This is a genomic window from Bifidobacterium sp. UTCIF-38 (assembly GCF_006454495.1).
GTDB classification, from domain to species: domain Bacteria; phylum Actinomycetota; class Actinomycetes; order Actinomycetales; family Bifidobacteriaceae; genus Bifidobacterium; species Bifidobacterium callitrichos.
In genome coordinates this window covers 49,632-65,858 of sequence record NZ_JFAL01000001.1, presented here as the reverse complement: position 1 = coordinate 65,858, position 16,227 = coordinate 49,632, and the positions used below count along the sequence as shown (strand labels likewise).

General features: G+C 60.4%; 16 protein-coding genes. 14 read left to right on the top strand and 2 right to left on the bottom strand.

Annotated features, from left to right (window positions below; translation table 11 throughout):
• Positions 1-125 precede the first annotated feature (125 nt).
• The 14 genes from BW11_RS00325 (at position 126) to BW11_RS00260 (ending at position 12,392) form a co-directional block, all read left to right on the top strand.
• Positions 126-323, top strand: coding sequence for an ABC transporter ATP-binding protein (locus tag BW11_RS00325; protein WP_258184402.1), 198 nt, complete (start codon positions 126-128; stop codon positions 321-323).
• Positions 324-425: 102 nt separating this feature from the next.
• Entirely contained in the window at positions 426-2,318 is a 1,893-nt protein-coding gene (locus tag BW11_RS00320) for a hypothetical protein (protein WP_140444255.1), read from the top strand.
• Positions 2,319-2,375: 57 nt separating this feature from the next.
• The gene (locus BW11_RS00315) at positions 2,376-3,026 is read left to right on the top strand and encodes an ABC transporter ATP-binding protein (RefSeq protein ID WP_140444254.1); all 651 of its coding nucleotides are present in this window, start codon (positions 2,376-2,378) and stop codon (positions 3,024-3,026) included.
• A gap of 599 nt (positions 3,027-3,625) precedes the next feature.
• On the top strand, positions 3,626-4,837 hold the full coding sequence (locus BW11_RS00310) for a sensor histidine kinase (protein WP_258184401.1): 1,212 nt from the start codon (positions 3,626-3,628) through the stop codon (positions 4,835-4,837).
• Positions 4,838-4,853: 16 nt separating this feature from the next.
• Positions 4,854-5,561, top strand: a complete 708-nt coding sequence (locus BW11_RS00305) for a response regulator transcription factor (RefSeq protein WP_140444252.1) — start codon at positions 4,854-4,856, stop codon at positions 5,559-5,561.
• Between the two features lie 64 nt (positions 5,562-5,625).
• On the top strand, positions 5,626-6,342 hold the full coding sequence (locus BW11_RS00300) for an ATP-binding cassette domain-containing protein (protein ID WP_140444251.1): 717 nt from the start codon (positions 5,626-5,628) through the stop codon (positions 6,340-6,342).
• A 147-nt stretch (positions 6,343-6,489) separates the two neighbouring features.
• Complete coding sequence (locus BW11_RS00295) at positions 6,490-6,618, top strand: putative RiPP precursor (protein WP_140444250.1); 129 nt, start codon at positions 6,490-6,492, stop codon at positions 6,616-6,618.
• 195 nt (positions 6,619-6,813) lie between these two features.
• Positions 6,814-8,259 (top strand): asparagine synthase-related protein, encoded by a 1,446-nt coding sequence (locus BW11_RS00290; RefSeq protein WP_258184400.1) that lies wholly within the window; start codon positions 6,814-6,816, stop codon positions 8,257-8,259.
• Positions 8,249-8,521, top strand: coding sequence for a PqqD family protein (locus BW11_RS00285; RefSeq protein WP_140444249.1), 273 nt, complete (start codon positions 8,249-8,251; stop codon positions 8,519-8,521). The genes BW11_RS00290 and BW11_RS00285 overlap by 11 nt, the downstream gene beginning before the upstream one ends.
• Entirely contained in the window at positions 8,518-8,946 is a 429-nt protein-coding gene (locus BW11_RS11985) for a lasso peptide biosynthesis B2 protein (protein WP_140444248.1), read from the top strand. The genes BW11_RS00285 and BW11_RS11985 overlap by 4 nt, the downstream gene beginning before the upstream one ends.
• A gap of 235 nt (positions 8,947-9,181) precedes the next feature.
• A complete protein-coding gene (locus BW11_RS00275; RefSeq protein WP_140444247.1) occupies positions 9,182-9,559 on the top strand; it encodes a hypothetical protein in 378 nt (125 codons plus the stop codon).
• A gap of 51 nt (positions 9,560-9,610) precedes the next feature.
• On the top strand, positions 9,611-10,636 hold the full coding sequence (locus BW11_RS00270) for an ABC transporter permease (protein ID WP_140444246.1): 1,026 nt from the start codon (positions 9,611-9,613) through the stop codon (positions 10,634-10,636).
• On the top strand, positions 10,633-11,703 hold the full coding sequence (locus BW11_RS00265; protein ID WP_140476337.1) for a hypothetical protein: 1,071 nt from the start codon (positions 10,633-10,635) through the stop codon (positions 11,701-11,703). The genes BW11_RS00270 and BW11_RS00265 overlap by 4 nt, the downstream gene beginning before the upstream one ends.
• Before the next feature lie 14 nt (positions 11,704-11,717).
• Positions 11,718-12,392: an ABC transporter ATP-binding protein gene (locus tag BW11_RS00260; RefSeq protein WP_140444244.1), complete on the top strand. Its 675-nt coding sequence runs from the start codon at positions 11,718-11,720 to the stop codon at positions 12,390-12,392.
• Between the two features lie 31 nt (positions 12,393-12,423).
• On the opposite strand, the gene BW11_RS00255 is transcribed toward BW11_RS00260, so the two are convergent.
• Positions 12,424-15,312, bottom strand: coding sequence for an ABC transporter permease (locus tag BW11_RS00255; protein WP_140444243.1), 2,889 nt, complete (start codon positions 15,310-15,312; stop codon positions 12,424-12,426).
• Entirely contained in the window at positions 15,309-16,175 is an 867-nt protein-coding gene (locus BW11_RS00250) for an ABC transporter ATP-binding protein (RefSeq protein ID WP_140444242.1), read from the bottom strand. The genes BW11_RS00255 and BW11_RS00250 overlap by 4 nt, the downstream gene beginning before the upstream one ends.
• Positions 16,176-16,227: the final 52 nt, after the last annotated feature.

Here is a 16,227-nt window from a genome sequence, read left to right as displayed (position 1 = left end):
CTGTCTCGTCGTCGAGACGGCTTTCGTTCCCATGGATGATGGTCGCAGATCCTCATCGGTGACACAATCCCGTACCGTGAACAAATCCGGTTCACGTCAAGCCAGAGTTGTGTGGAAGGTGGACCATGCCAACGATATCGACGACCAATCTCTCGATCGGGTATAAGGGTTCCCTGATCGTCAGCGACATCAACCTGCAGTTAAGAACAGGCAGGATCATCTGTCTGCTTGGAGCGAACGGCGCGGGCAAGACCACGTTGATGAAGACACTGCTCGGACGGATCAGGCACGTGGGCGAGGATTGCCGCGCTTCCCGTAGATAGGTTTGTTGATTTTTCAGCAAACACGGGCACATGTCCCATTCAAGAAGGTGATGTCTGATGCATGGGTGGTTACGTTGGTCGTCGTGTCTGGTGATTGTCGTGATGGCGGTGTTGTCAGGCATATTATCGTTGTTCGCGTTGGGCGACGGGTATACGGCGGCGATGCGCGCGTACCCGAGTCAAGGCCGGGCGCTGTCGCTGTCCGATGTGCTGCAGGAGCGTTCCTCCCGGACGTTGAATGCGTTGATGAGCGGCGTGGAAGAGGCTCATGCGGTCGTGGTGCGTTCGGATGTGCTGGTCTCGCCCGTGGACGGATCCGTGGAGGGGTATCGTTTGGGCGTGTACGGCGACGTGGGTGCGCATTCCGATGAGGCGGCGTTCCGCTATCAGGGTGCTGACGTGCTTGATTCGGACTTGTTGTCGCGTCTGCTTCGGTCGGATGCCGATGCGACCTTGGGATTGGATCGGGTGAGCGCCGACATGATTGCCTCTTTGCCGGCCGCGAGATTCGGCGGACGGCTGGTCGTGGTCCGGTTGGACACGTTGGAACGCCTCTCCGGCACCGTCAACGGCGACTGCCGGATCATCAGCCTTGACGATATGGGGTTCCGGGCGTTGGTGCAGCGGGTGAGCGAGGCGAGCGGCATCGATGCGCAGCGGTTGACGTCCCCGTTGCATGGCTCCAGCACAGGGGACAGTTTTATGCGGCTGATCGCGTTGGTGCTGCTGGCCGTGGCGTCTGTGGCGTTGGTGCTGTTGTCGGTGCGTCCGGTCGCGGCGATACACAACCGGGTGTCGAAGAAGGCGTTGCTGGTGGTGATCGCCGTGGTGTACGTGTTGGCCTCCGCCGGTCTGGTCGCGGGCGCGCATGCGCTGGACGCGCCGATGAACGAGGTTTCCAGTCTCGGACAGGTCAACGCCCGGTGGAGCCAATACGATTCGCTGCGACTCCTGTACAAGGATTCGCGCGGCACGAACCACACCGAATCGTCGGGCACGTCCGGTGACCACATGCGCGAGGTGTACGACTGGTACACGTCCATCGAGGGCAGGGACGGCGTGTATGTCGCCAACACCCGCCACTTCGATGCCGGTCTGCTCGCACAATGGAAGGGACTGTACAAGCAGGTGCCCGAGCAGGCGTTCTGGTATTTCATCGCCTCCCCGAACTATCTGAAGGACCAGGGATTCGACCTGGACCCGGACACGGTCGCGCGCGCCGAGACCGGCGAACGGATGTTCCTGATCCCCGACACCATGGACGCGGCGGAACAGGAGCGCATGAGGGGATATCTGACCGAGACCAGCATGAAGTACAAGGACTGGGCCAGCAGCATCCACACCACGTTCATGGACGCCGGCCGGATGGGGTTCATCACCTATCATCCGTCCACGCCACTGTTCACATGGAGCGATGACCTGAGCCTGCCCTCCGAGACCCGTACCCCCGTGATCCTCGTGGCGACCGGCGCGGACATGACGCCGTTCGAGGCGGAAAGCCTCGGTGCGACCGGCCTGACGAACAGCTACATCAAGCTGGGCGAAACCGCCGCACGGCAATACACGACGACCGAATACCTGGCCGAATACCGTCTGGAGGACAACAACCCGGTCTACCGGCCCGACAGCGACTTCATCGCCGGACTGCGCAAAAGCCTGACCGAGTTCATCCAGCTGTTCGGCGGCATCGCCCTGCTCGCGGCCCTGTTCCAGCTGATCGGCATGGCCACCCTGTGCCGCGTCTACGCGGTGACCTACCGGGAGACCATCGCCGTCAAACGCCTCCTCGGCTATTCGCTCACGGGCATCTTCGCGCCCGCGTTCATCATGGTCGCCGTGGTGTCCGCCATATCGATCCTGGCCACCGTACTGCTCGGATCGACGGCAGGCATCATCGCCGCCGCCGTGACGTTCGTCTTCCAGCTGATCCTGCTGGCCGTCCAGTCCCGCGCCCTGTCTTCCAGGCAGGTGCAAGTCATGATCAAATCCGAATAACATCCATCGCACGCATTACGCAGCATATTCCCGGTCTTTCGTCCAAGGAGCATCATCATGAACACGAAACTCGCCGCCGACCACCTCTGCACGACCTACGGCAGCCGCACCATTCTGCACGACCTGTCCTTCAGCGTGGAGGAAGGCACCAGCATGGCCATCACCGGGCCGTCCGGCTCAGGCAAATCCACGTTGCTGAACATCATCGGCCTGCTGGATACGCCAACCGGAGGTGCGATCACGCTCGACGGGCAGCCCCTGCCGGGCATCGACGGGCGCAGGGCGACCATGCTGCGCCGCGGCAAGATCAACTACCTGTTCCAGTCATACGCGCTCATCAACGACATGAGCGCCCTTGACAACGTCGCGCTCGGCATGCGCTTCATCCGCGACAGCAAACAGGTCAGACAGCGCAAGGCCAAGGCCATGCTCTCCCGGCTCGGCCTCGGACACGTCGTGGGCGACAAGGTCATGACCCTCTCCGGCGGCGAACAGCAGCGCGTCGCCCTCGCACGATGCATATTGAAGCCCGGGGATTTGATCCTCGCCGACGAGCCCACCGGCGCGCTCGACCGCGATCTCGCCCAACATGTTTTCCACGAAATGCTCCGCCTCCAACACGAATACGGCAAGACCCTCATCATCGTCACCCACGACCCCGGCATCGCCACACAATGCGACAACACCATCGATCTGCAGGCGGTTTGATGATTTGATGATGGGACGCGCCAGGGCGAAGCGCTGCTGTTCGCTGCCGTAGAGCTGAAAGACGGGATCGTGCTCACATCCCCGGATGTGACTGCTGATCCGCCACCCGTACCCGTCGGGCTCTCGGCGGAGGAAAGCTGCTCCAGTGTGTCCTCCTGTGCGAGGATCGTCCCGCCCTGTCGCTCCTGCGAGACCAGCCACTGGCCCGTCATGGTCGAATACCGGTCCTGCTCATCCGGGGAAAGTCGGGGGTTGATCCTGATGGCGCTGGTCCGGCCGGATCCCTGACATTGAATGCTCCAATACAAGCGAAACACCCAGTAAGGAACCCCACAATGCAAGGCATTGGAACTGTCATCTGAAGATGACAAACGGGAATCACGCTACGGACATGTGACGCTCGAAGTGGTGATAATGGAAGCAGCTGTGTTCTCGGACGACGAAGAAGGCGAAAGGTGCAGGATGCAAGGAACCGCCTCATCATGAGCCCTCCATGGAAGCAATCATCATCCGATAGAAGGCAGACGTTATCCGCCACCATGCAGGACCGTTTGGTCTTATGGCTTCGCCAGCTCAGGGGAGAGCGGCTGCTTCGCTTCATGACGACTCTGCTGTGCACGGCCGGCACGCTGGGCGTTCTCATCCGCGATTATGCGAACGAGCGAATGGCGATCGGGGAGGAGTACTCGTTGGTCCGATTTCTCAATGAGGGAGCGGGAATTTGGTACTTCCTTGTACTGCTGGTCATGGGGATCATGAACGTAGTGCTGAGATCCAGAAATCCCATCGCACTGCTGGCGCTGGAATTCATCGAGCTTTCCATGGGTGTCCTGTTCGGCGTCGGTCTGCACTCCTATACGCAGGTCGTGCTCATTCTGGTGCTCTACCTGTGCATTCGGCTTCCCCTGTACGCTCAGGCCATGTGCGATCTGGCCATGATCTGCATGATCACGATGCAGTACATCTATCCCCACTATCTGCAGCCTTGGTATTTGGCGTTGCTGTATATCGTCGCGTTGGCCGGCATCGCGTCCTCATTGCTGTCCATAGTGCGGGACCGGCGGACGGCGGACAGACTGCTGTCCGAGGCGCGGCGGAAGACCGCGGTGCTGGCGGAGGAGAGGAATCGCGCGGAACGGCGTCTTCGTGTGACCAATGAGCTGCATGACAGCGTCGGCCACGGCCTGACCTCGATCATCGCGTTGTCGCAAGGCGGGGAGGACTGCATGAGAAACGGCGGCTATTCCGATGCGCAGCTGGCCGATGTGTTCGCGGAGATCACAACGATAGCGAGGGACAGTCTGGGGAACACGCGCCGCATCCTGAAGGTCTTCAACGAGGAGGAATCGCGGCCGTCCGAGGAGCAGATCGGCCCCGAACCGGTGAATCAGGACGACGTGCTGCGTCTGCGGGACTGGGACGATATCCGGCCCGTGCTGGAGCACATTCGCTCGACCGGGATCACCGTCGTGTTCACCGAAACGGGACGACGCGTCGAGGACCCTCGGCGTTCGGATCTGTGCTTCGCCGTCACCCGCGAAGCGCTGACCAATGCCCTTCGGCATGGTACGGGTCTCACCCGCATCGCCGTCGCCTGGGACCATGACGGTAACGGCGGAACGGCGATCACGGTCCGCAACGATGGTCATGTCACCGGGAATGACTCCTACCGTGTGGATTCCGCCCGGAGCGGTGGACAGGCCGGCGGGACCGGGCTGCAGCGTCTTTCCCAACGCGTTGCGAAAGCGGGCGGCACCCTGTCCTACGGGCCGTACGGTGATGGCTGGGTGGTCAGGGCGATGATCCCCTGAAAGGAGTGATGGAATCATGAAGGATGCAAGGGATGACGTCATCAGGGTCATGCTGGTCGATGACATGCGAGGGGCGCGGATTGGCTTCATGATGATGCTGAACAACGATCCGAACATCATTGTCAGCTCGCAGGCCGCGGACGGCGAACAGGCCATCGAATTCCTGCGGCGATCGCCGCAGCAGCTGCCTGACGTGATTCTCATGGACGTGCGCATGCCCGTCATGGACGGCATAGAGGCGACGGGCATCATCAAGGAGCAGTTCCCCCAAATCCGGATACTGATCCTGACCACGTACGATGAGGATGACTACGCCTTCGACGGATTGGCGCGAGGCGCATCCGGGTTCCTGCTCAAGGATGCGACGCCCAAACAGCTTCGGGATGCCGTGCACGCCGTATATAACGGGGACGCCGTATTGACCCCGCGCATCACCGGCGAGGTGCTCAACCGCGGAGTCCGCACGGTATCGGACAACACCCGCATCACGCTATTGCGTGGTTTGTTCGATGGTCTTTCCAAGCGTGAACGCGAGATCGCGGAACTCGTGGCCGCGGGGCTGTCCAATCAGGAGATCGCCGAGCGTCTGTTCATCGAAACGGCGTCGGTGCGGCGCACGGTAAGCCGCATTCTGGTCAAGATGCATATGCGGGACCGGGTCCAGATCGTCATCGCCTGGTACCAGTCGGGGCTGGATCAGATCACGAATGGCGGGTCATCATAGCTCAATCGAATTGCGGCGTTCGCTTCGATGATTGCCGCTTGCATGAATCCAGGAGGGGAAAACGTTGAATCAACTGCCCGATTCGGCTTCGCCCATCATCGCGTTTGAGAACGTTTCCTTCAACCATGCCGAGCGTGCATTGCATGGGATCTCGTTTTCCGTCTATGCCGGTCGGGTCACCGTGCTGATCGGACCACGACATTCCGGCAAAACGACGGTTCTCCGGATGCTGCTGGGGCTGGACATCCCGGATGGCGGGCGCATATCCGTCTGCGGCAGACCCATCGACGCATCCACCGCATCAACGACGGCCGTAAGCGTCATTCCCGAAACCGTTCCGCATCCGTCGTATTGTTCAGCGGGAACCTATCTGCGCTGGAAGGCGCTCTGGGCCGGGACCTCGAACGTTCTCTTGGACGATATCGTTCGCATGACCGGATTGAGGGATCTTCTCCCCGTCAAACTCCGCGATCTCGATATGACCGGCATCGTCAAAATGCGGTTTGCCATCGCCCTGCTGACCGACCCGAAGGCCCTGATCGTAGATGAGCCGTTGCGGGCACTCGACAAGGCGGGCGTGCAATGGGTCTGCGGACAGATGCGGAGGCAGGCGGATCGTGGTGTCGCCATGCTCGTCGCATCCGAGCCGGACTACAGGTTGAAGCCGATCACCGATGATGTCGTGATGCTGGATAGAGGGACCGTCGAGAAGGAAGGCTCCCTCAGCCAACTGCAGAGCGAAACCGCCAAACTGTCTCCGGATGGTGTCTCTTCGCTGTGATTTACACGTGTGATGTGTGGTGTTTGTCATCTGGAGATGACAAACACCACACATGTCCTTGGATGTGCCGCTCGTTTCATATTAACTGGAAGTGCATGTTATACACGTGCACTTCCAATACATGTTCAGCGCATAAGGAGAGCATCAATGAAGAATTACGTACCTCCCTCTGTCGAGGTTATCGCATCATTCAAGCAAGCGACCAATGGCGTATGGTTCGGTAACTATGTCGACGTCGGCGGAGCCAAGGCTCCGTTCCCTTGGGGATCAAACTGACCGTTTGTTCCTGCATGCAAGTGCCATGCAGGAACAACGGGGCATGAAAGGATGATTCCGTCTATGCATGCGCATCCAATTCATACCGTGATTGTCCGAGGTGGGAAGCCGACAAATTATTCGAAGCTTCCTGCCTTTATCAGCGTCAATGACGAAGGAACATACGTCCGGGTTCCTCTGTTGAGTGGAAGTCGCATGTTCTGGACCGAGGCCGAGGATGAGATGCTTCTGTCAGACAGCGCCTCCCGACTTGCAAACATCACAAAAGCCGGAGTCGACTGGGAACGCATTGTCATGGACCTGCTGCCATCTCTTCCCGATGGCCTTCTCGGAGACAGATCCCCATGGGAGGACATACGTTCCATACCTGTCGCAACCATGCTGTATCTCGATAAGTCCAATCGGCCACGCTATACGAAAGCGGTGTCTTCCCTGGCAAAACATGTCTCGAGTGAGGGAATATCGGCATCGCTAAGAAGCCGCTTCCTGGCGATTGCAGATGATTGGCGTAATGAAGCGTCACTATCCGCCGATTTGTCCGGAGGTGTGGATTCCGCCGCCATCGCATATATCTTGGCCAGTAAAGGGGCCTGCATACCCCTGTATCATGAAACGCCCGACGATCCGATGAATCGGGATTCCCAATGGGCTGAACGGATCTCCATGGACGTCCGGATGCCGCTCACCCGAATCGGCCAAGTCATGGATGGGAATAGATCTTTCGAAGCCACTGCCGAGTATCCCAACGGCAAGCTACCTGAAGAACCAATCTACTGGAGCGATATCGAAGGCTATCTTGGCCGAATCTCCGAAATGGGAACAGGTGCAAGACATATCCATGTCATGGGTTTCGGAGGAGACGAGCTGTTCGCCTCCCTACCATCCTCTTCATGGAGCTGTCTACGGGAACAACCGCTGCGACTGCGGAACATCAGAAGACAATATAGTGCTGATTACCGGGTCTCCCCATATCAGGCAATTCGTGATCTGACCGACAACACCGATCTACATGCGGAATTACGGTCATCGTTCCTAGATGCGGAACAAGGTCATAGCCATCGCTCCTCGCCTTGCGGATGGCACGACGCCATACGTATTCCTGAGTTCCTGACTACGGAAGCCCGAGACATCCTATGCAGCGCCGTTGGGTCGCAATTGAAGAAGGCGGACATCCAGCCGCTAGACTCTGACCGAAGTCGTCATCAGGCACTTTACTCTCTGGCAATACAGGCGCGAATACTCAATCAGGCTAACCGGATGTTCGCACCTAACAATATAACGTTCTGCTCCCCTTATCTCGATAGCGGAATCGTGAACTCTGCGTTGAGTGCCCCGGTCAGTGCGCGCACTCAGGGAGGATTGCACAAAGCCGTGCTGTATCGGGCTCTTAAGGGCATAGTTCCCGAGACGATATTCCGGCGTACGGTCAAAGGCGATCACTCATATTCGCTGTATACGGCTTGGCAACGTTCGAAAGACATGTTGCTCGACTCGATTGCCGGTGGAGTGCTGGACGAAGCGGGGTTGATTAACGTGCCCATCATACAGCGTCGGGCTTCTATGCCAATGCCTGACATCACTTTTCTGTTTGAAATGCAACGAGTAGCGGCAGTGGAAAGGTGGCTAAGACATGCAATTTGATAATGCAAAGACAAGCAGTATCCTGAAGAGACAGATCTCTCTACACCCCAAAGAGGGCGGGGGTATTGTATTCGTCAATGAGACCGGCGAATATCTACAAGTCAATGAAATCGGCCAACTCATACTCGACGGCCTTATGCACGGAAAAACCGTCGTGGATTGCGCGAACGCAATCGCCGAAGAATATCAGGTCGATAAACAGGTCATCATTCAGGATGTGGAACGATTTCTCATTGATATGGGAAAGCATGTGCGTTTATGAGTATTCCGCTACAGCCCGAAGCAGTCACGCATGTCAGTCTTCATGACCGTCTGGTGGCACTGATTGCCGTCGCCGTCGGAAGATGTATGGAAAGGCAACGGATTGGAGATTTCTGTCGCCTGCTTGAAAAATGGTCTGAACGGTATTCTCCAGCCGACGCAGACATGGCAGAACGATACCGCAATGCCGTATGCGCGGTAAGCCGCAGATGCCGAAGCCAGCAGGGTTGTCTGCTCCGATCGCTCTCCACCGCTGCGGCATGCCGTATCGTTTGTCGATCCGTCACATGGTGCACCGGATTCACCGACCGACCCTTCCGTGCGCACGCCTGGGTCGAAGTCAGCGGCACACCCATCGGAGAACCTGATGCCATCGGACAATACACCATCACTAGGACTAGTTCCGCACGAAAAGAGACGCGATGACTGTCAACAACCGAGACAGCGCGGTGGTTCCCCATACAATCCAAAAGTCATAGCTGCTTGTTGCCATCTCTAGATGTCAATTACTCCTTTTCTGATTGTTTCTCTCCCGCTGGAGTAGAAGACTAGTTCTTGCGGGATGAAGTCATAGGACTTCGACATCCAGCAGAAAGGAAAGCAATTATCATCTATTTTTTACGTCTTTATACATTTCAATTTTTCCAGCAAAGGAGTAATCATGAATGTTCGAAAGAAATTTATGGCAATTGTCCTTGCGACAATTCTGGGCATGGCTAGCATCGTATTGTCTTCTACTGCTTTTGCCGGAGGTCCGAATTATGGTCGCACATGGGAAAGCAGTATTGGCGGCATCAAGGTGAATGGCTACGTACAGATTCAGGCCTCCTATAATGATAACGGGCGTCACGCGCGTCTTGGATATCAGCGCTTCACCCGACAGGCTGGCCCCCGCCTAGATACCGGGCGGCTGTATACATCATCTGCTTCCTATTCAGGAGACACTCGGGTTCGAAGCAGGACGGACTCCGTCTGGGATTCCGTATTGTGGGGTGATAAGTACGTTACGCACTATTACTGGGGTGTTGAATACTTCTAACGCATTTCTTATTGCTCCCATCTAGAAATACTGTGATTGGAAAGATATTGAATGCTAAAAAATACCCACCATTTAAAGTTTTCTTCTACATCCATTTGCGCAATATCGCTGCTGTTGGGTGTGTTGTCTTCGTTTCTTGCTTGGGCTGTGTACTGGAGCGTTCTTGATTGGCGTGGCTCGCAATGGGGCATGTCCGATGCGAAGACGCAACTGGTGCTGACCGCCTCGGCGGATGCCAGGCGTAACGACGGGAGAAATCTTGAGGCGGCGCGTGATCTGGCCACGTATCTTTCTGATCACGGTATTTCCCTGTTGGAGAGTTCTGTGGGGGACGGCTGGCCGGCGATTGTGTTCCAGTCGTCGGGCTCCTCCATCGAATGGGCTAGGACTCTTCCGCGGGGATGCCGGGATATGGACAATCGCATGGCATGTCTGATCGAGTCGTCGTTCTCGTCCGGGCAATGGCGCGAACACGGGGATGTCCCGCTGCTGCCCGTGGGGTTTGCCGTCGGCGGTGTCGTCAAGGTTCCAGGCGTGAATGTCGGAGACAACCTGCAGTACGTGCTCCCGTTGGGGGCGATTCCGCTGTTTCCCGGCAACGTGTACGTGAATACGAGTGATCCGCAGCAGCTTCGGGATATCTCGGATCTGTTCGCGCGGTGCGGCATGGATGTAACGAGGCCGCAAGCGCAGTCGTTGTGGTCGTCCCTTGCCGGTGATTCCTTTGTGGGTATCACCTTGCTGTTCCTTGTATTGGCGTTGGTCTGCGCCTACGTGTGTATGACGACGACGGAGACGGCAAGGAAAACTGACCTACATGTCAGACGGCTATTCGGCGCCACCAGAAGACAGGTATGGGCAGGACGGGTGCGCGGGGCAGTCGTTCCGATCGTGGCTGGAGTGCTGGCTGGAACCGCATTGAGCGCTGTTCTCATCATCCTAGTGTCGGGCAGGACCGGCATCGGCCCGTCTGCAGCGTTCTCCGCTGCCTTTATCGGCGGGACGGTCATGACGGTGATCGTGATGGCCTTGGCCGAGTGGCTTGGCATACGATCGAATGATGAGGTGGAACGATGATCCATGAGCTGATAATTGGAGTCCGTATGGGATTGAGACGATGGGGATCGATTCTTGGCATCACGCTTCTCGTCGTTTTCGCGGGAAGCGTGTTCACGATGACGCTCAGCGACGTGCTGACCGAGTCCAGCGTGATCGGCGGCGAGGCTCGTCTCCGGGCCGCCGACGCGGTCACATTCTCCCCGCAATATCTCCTGCAATCCCCGAGTAAGGCGAATCCCCAGGTGACGAGCGACTTGCAGGACATGCTGGAACAGGGCAGGGCATATTCCGCGATCATCAACAACGTCGAAATCGACAATCCTGGTTTCGCCAACGGCATACCGGCCATCGTCCTGATGGGCAACATCGATGACATGTTTCCGCAATTGGGCCTGTGTTCCCACGCACCCTGCGCGTCCATCGGTTACCAAGTGGACAAGATGCAGGTGCCTGACAGCGTGCACATCGCCGGAATCGACATCAAGGTATCCGGCACGTTGCCGGCCTCCGCCTCCATATTCGACCCGAACACCGCCGGCGTCAATCTGGACCGGTATCTTATCATCCGGCTCGGCCCCGGTTCGCTGACACAGCTCGATGACATGGAGCTCGAAGAGGCGATGGCCAAGACGGTCATGTTCAACCCATCCCGGACCCGGATCAGCGAGTTCATCACAGGATGCCGCGACGCCGGCCTGATACTCGTGCCGCACCAATTGAACACGGAGCAACCCCAACGCGACAAGGACCTCATCGTGCGTGCGCTGATGTACCTGCTCGGACTGTCCGCCTTCCTCGCGCTCACCGTCATCGTGATCATCCAGACATTGTCCGTGACCCTCGCGCGGGAGCGGTCGGCGATGCTCGTCCGCCGACTCTACGGCGCCACCGCCGCGGGCGAGACGGTCCGCGTCGCCGGGCTCATCCTTATCATGCTGCTGCCCGCCGCCTCGGCACTGGCATGCTTCCAGCTGATAGGAGAACCGGTGGCCACCGCATCCCGGACGATGATCGCGGTCATCCTCGTCATGGCAGCCCTGGTCTGGACGATAGCTGCACGACGCGCAACTACACACATCCAATGAAAGAAGCACCGACCATGCCACAGACGACCATAGACGCCCGAAATCTGACCAAACGATACGCCGACGGGCAGGCGCAGCTCCTTGCCGTACACGACATATCCCTGCAGGCCGCGCCCGGGGAGTCGATAGCCATCATGGGACCATCCGGATGCGGCAAATCCACTCTGTTGCGCATGATCGGACTGTCCATGAAACCCACCTCCGGCTCCCTGTTCCTGCAAGGACGCCCGGCACCGGAAAGTGACGCGAATCGTTCCTCATGGCGCAACCGAATGTTCGGCTTCATCCCGCAGGACTACGCGATCCTCGAAGACGAGCCCGCATGGGCCAACGTCGCCATCCCTATGGAATACGCAAACCCCAGGATCAGACGAGCCGAACGCAGACAACGCGCCACGACGGCACTGGAACAGGTAGGGCTCGCCAGCAAGGCGCAGCACATGCCCGGCCAACTGTCCGGCGGCGAAAGGCAACGCATCGCCATCGCTAGGGCGACCGTGATGCACCCAGCCATCATCATTGCCGACGAACCCACGGCGGCACTCGACACGCACACCGCCGACATCATCATGACCATGCTCCTTGCACAATGTCAGCAAGGCATCACACTCATCCTCGCCACGCACGACCTGCGAGTCGCGGCACAATGCGACACCACCCTCACCATGCGAGACGGCGCATTCCTCTAAAGGTTTCACATGTTCCTCGTGCGACGCCTCGTCAGTCCGTGGCGACGGCGTCGAGGACGGGGACCTTCAGCGCGCGGCGGGCCGGTGGCAGCGCGGCGATGACGCCCACGACGATCGACAATGCGAGGAACACGCCCAGCTGGTCCCACGGCACCGCGAGTCGCTCCAAGCCGTTGGACTGGTACACCCGCTGGATGACCGCGCCTGCGCCGACGCCGACCACAAGCCCCAGCAGCGTGCCGAGCACGGCGATCAGTGACGCCTCGATCGCCAGCATGCCGCGCACCTGGCCGCGCGACGTGCCGATCGCCCGCAGCAGGCCGATCTCGCGCGTGCGCTCGGACACGCTCAACGCGAGCGTGTTCACGATGCCGAACACCGCGATCACGATCGACAGGGCGAGCAGCGCGTACAGGATGATGAGGATCTGGTCGACCATCGAGCTCATCGACGACTTGAACTCGTCGCGGTCCTGCACGGTGATCACGTAGAACGGCTTGACCGCCTTGACGAGCCGCTCCTTGACCGCGGCCACGTCCGCGTCGGAGTCGGCGTTGATGAACAGCATGATCGTGAACATCGTATAGTCGTTGGCGAGCTTGTCGGCCAGCGAGTCGTTCATGAGCACCATCGAACGGTAGACGGAGTTCTCGATGATAGCCCCGACCTTGACGTCTCGATGCGTTTCCTCGGTCTTCGTCTTGACGAGCGTCGACGGGTCGACATGCTGCGCGTCCTCGGCGGCCTGCTGCGCCTCGGCCGCCTTGGCCTGCGCGCCCGCACGGTCGCCCGCGGCGAGCAGACGCTGCGCCTCGGTCTGCAATCCGGCGATCTTCTGCTGGACCTGCGCCTGATAGTCGGCCTGCGCCTTGGCGGTCGCCTCCTCGTCGACCACGACCTGTTTGCCATTGACCCGGACCGTGTCGCCGACCTTCCAGCCGTTGTCCTGCGCCACGGTGAGCCCGACGACGAGTTCACCATCACGCAGAGCCCTGTCCGCGTCACCCGAGTTGGTGACGGGCGCGAACACCTTCGCGAACAGCGACGGCTGTTCGGCGAACGTCATCGCCTGCGTCTTGTCGTCTCCCGTGCCATACGTCACGCCCATGAGCATGCGGCTCTTCGACACCGAGCCCACGTCTTCGGTGTCCTCGATCGCGGTGACCGCGTCATCCGGGATGCGGCCCGACGACGCGGACATCGCGGTGAAATCGGACTTCAGACCGGTGTCGACGATGCCCGCGACCGACGCCTTCGCCGACGAGGCGACCACGCCGAGGCAGCTGACGATCGCGACGCCCACGAACAGGGCCGCCGCCGTGTTCGCCGTGCGGCGCTTCTGTCTTGCCAGATTGCGCGTGGCGAGACGCCCGGTCACAGGGAATACGTGCGAGGGAATCCAGCCGAGCACCGCGCCCACCGGGCCGACCAGCGCCGGGGCGAGCACGATCACGCCGATGACGATGAGCCCGGCGCCGATGCCGAGCGGCCAACCGGTCCCGTACCGGGAGGCCAGATCGTTGAGGAACGCGACCGGGGTCGGGTCGCCGTCGTCGCCTGCCGCGGCGATCGCCACGCAGAACACCCACGAGATGACGCCCAGCGCGATCATCACCAATCCCGCCACGCCGCGCGGCCATACCGGCTTCTCCGGGTTCACGGTCTCGTTCATCGCCTGGATCGGCGGGGCCATCGCCGCGCGCCGGGCCGGCAGGGCGGCACCGACGAGCGTGACCAGAATGCCCACCACGAGCCCCGCGAGCATGTCGGTGACGCTCGGGGTGGCGGCGCCGCTCATCGGCGTGCCCATGCGCGCCATGCCGGCGACGATCAGCTTCACCATGCCCCAGCCGAGTCCGATGCCGGCCGCCGAGCCGACCACGCCCAGCAGCAGCGCCTGCACGATCACCGTGGAGAACACCTGCGCGGGGGAGGCACCCACCGAGCGCAGCAGCGCGTAGCCGCGCATCGACTCGCGCACGATCATCGAGAACGTGTTCGCGATGATGAACGAGCCGACGAACAGGGCGATCACCGCGAAGATCAGGATCAGCGGCTGGATGAAGCCGAGCTGGTCCTTGATGGCCTTGGAATATTCGTCGCGCAGCTGATCGCCGGTCACGGCGGTCGCCTTGGAGCCGGCGGGCAGCGCCTTATTGATGCGATCCGCGAGCTCCCGCTGCTGTTCGTCGCTCAGCGGCGCGCCGCCGTTCGCCGAACCGTACACGCCGATGTACTGCGCGGTGCCGATCTCACCGGTCTTCTCCTGATACAGGGATTTCGCCACATCGGGCGCGAGTCCGATGATGATCGCGCCCGCCTGCGATGAGTCCGTGTCGAACACGCCGACGACCTTCACATTCTTCGGGCCCGACGGGTAGACGAGCTTCGTCGTGTCGCCGACCTTGAGTCCGGCCGTCTCGGCGGCGAACGCGTGCAGGGCGATCTCGCCGTCGTTCCCCGCCCAACGGCCTTGAGTCAGATGCGCGGAACGCCATGTGCCCTTCGCCAGGCCGATGCCCATCGTCGGCGAACCCATCGTGGAGACCGCGTTGCCGTCCTTCCTGACCAGCACCAGCGAACCCGACACCGAATACGTGACCTCTGCGGTCTTCACGCCGTCCACCGCGGCGACGTCGTCGACCAGCGCGTCGTCGATGTCGTTGTACGTCTTGAGAGACGAGCCGGACGAGTCGGATGAGGATGATTGGTCGGACGATTCGTCCTTCTTCTCCACGGTGCCACGCACGTACACGTCGTGGTCGGTGTTCGATCCCATCATCTGGTCGACCTGATCGTTCATCATCTCGCGGAAGCAGAACGAGCCGACGACGAAGGACACGCCCAATGCGATCGCGATGATCGACATCACGAACCGGGGGAGATGCGCGCGTGCGTCACGCAGGCCGATGCGGATCATGCGCGATCCTCCGTGCCGGTCGCGACATCGTCGGATGCGCCAGCCGCGTCCTCGTCGCCCTCCGTGGCGAACACGTCGAGGATCTCCTCATAGCTGGGGTGCTTCAGATCGCGGGTGATGCGACCGTCGGCGAGCACGAGCACGCGATCCGCGTACGAGGCGGCGCGCGGGTCATGCGTGACCATCACGATGGTCTGCCCGTACTCGCGCACGGAGTCCTTGAGGAAGCCCAGCACCTCCCTGCTGGAACGCGAATCGAGATTGCCGGTCGGCTCGTCGGCGAAGATCACCGCCGGACGGGCCATGATCGCGCGGGCGCACGCGACGCGCTGCTGCTGTCCGCCGGAGAGCTGACTTGGCCGGTGCGTGAGCCTCGGTCGCAGGCCGACCACGTCCACCACCTTGTCGAACCACGCCCGGTCGATCGGACGCTTCGCGATCTGCAACGGCAGCAGGATGTTCTCCTCGGCCGTGAGCGTCGGCACCAGATTGAACGACTGGAAGATGAAGCCGATCTGCTCACGCCTCAGCTTCGTCAGCTGACGCTGGTTCATCGACGAGACCTCAAGCCCCTCGACGACCACCTTGCCCGAGGTCGGCTGGTCGAGACCGGCCATGCAGTGCATCAGCGTCGACTTGCCCGAGCCGGACGGGCCCATGATCGCGGTCATCTCGCCGCGCGCGAACTCGACGTTCACGTGGTCGAGCGCCACGACCTGCGAGTCGCGCTCGCCGTACGTCTTCGTCAGGTCGATCGCACGGGCCACGACGGTGTCGTCGGAGGCGGGGCTGACGTCGCGGCCGGACGCCCCCGTCTGCGATCCGCGTTCCGTCTGCGCCGTAGCGGATGCGGGTCGGATCATCCCCGATCCCGTCACCGTTCTCGCGCCCCGTCGCCCCGTTGCCTTCGTCGCT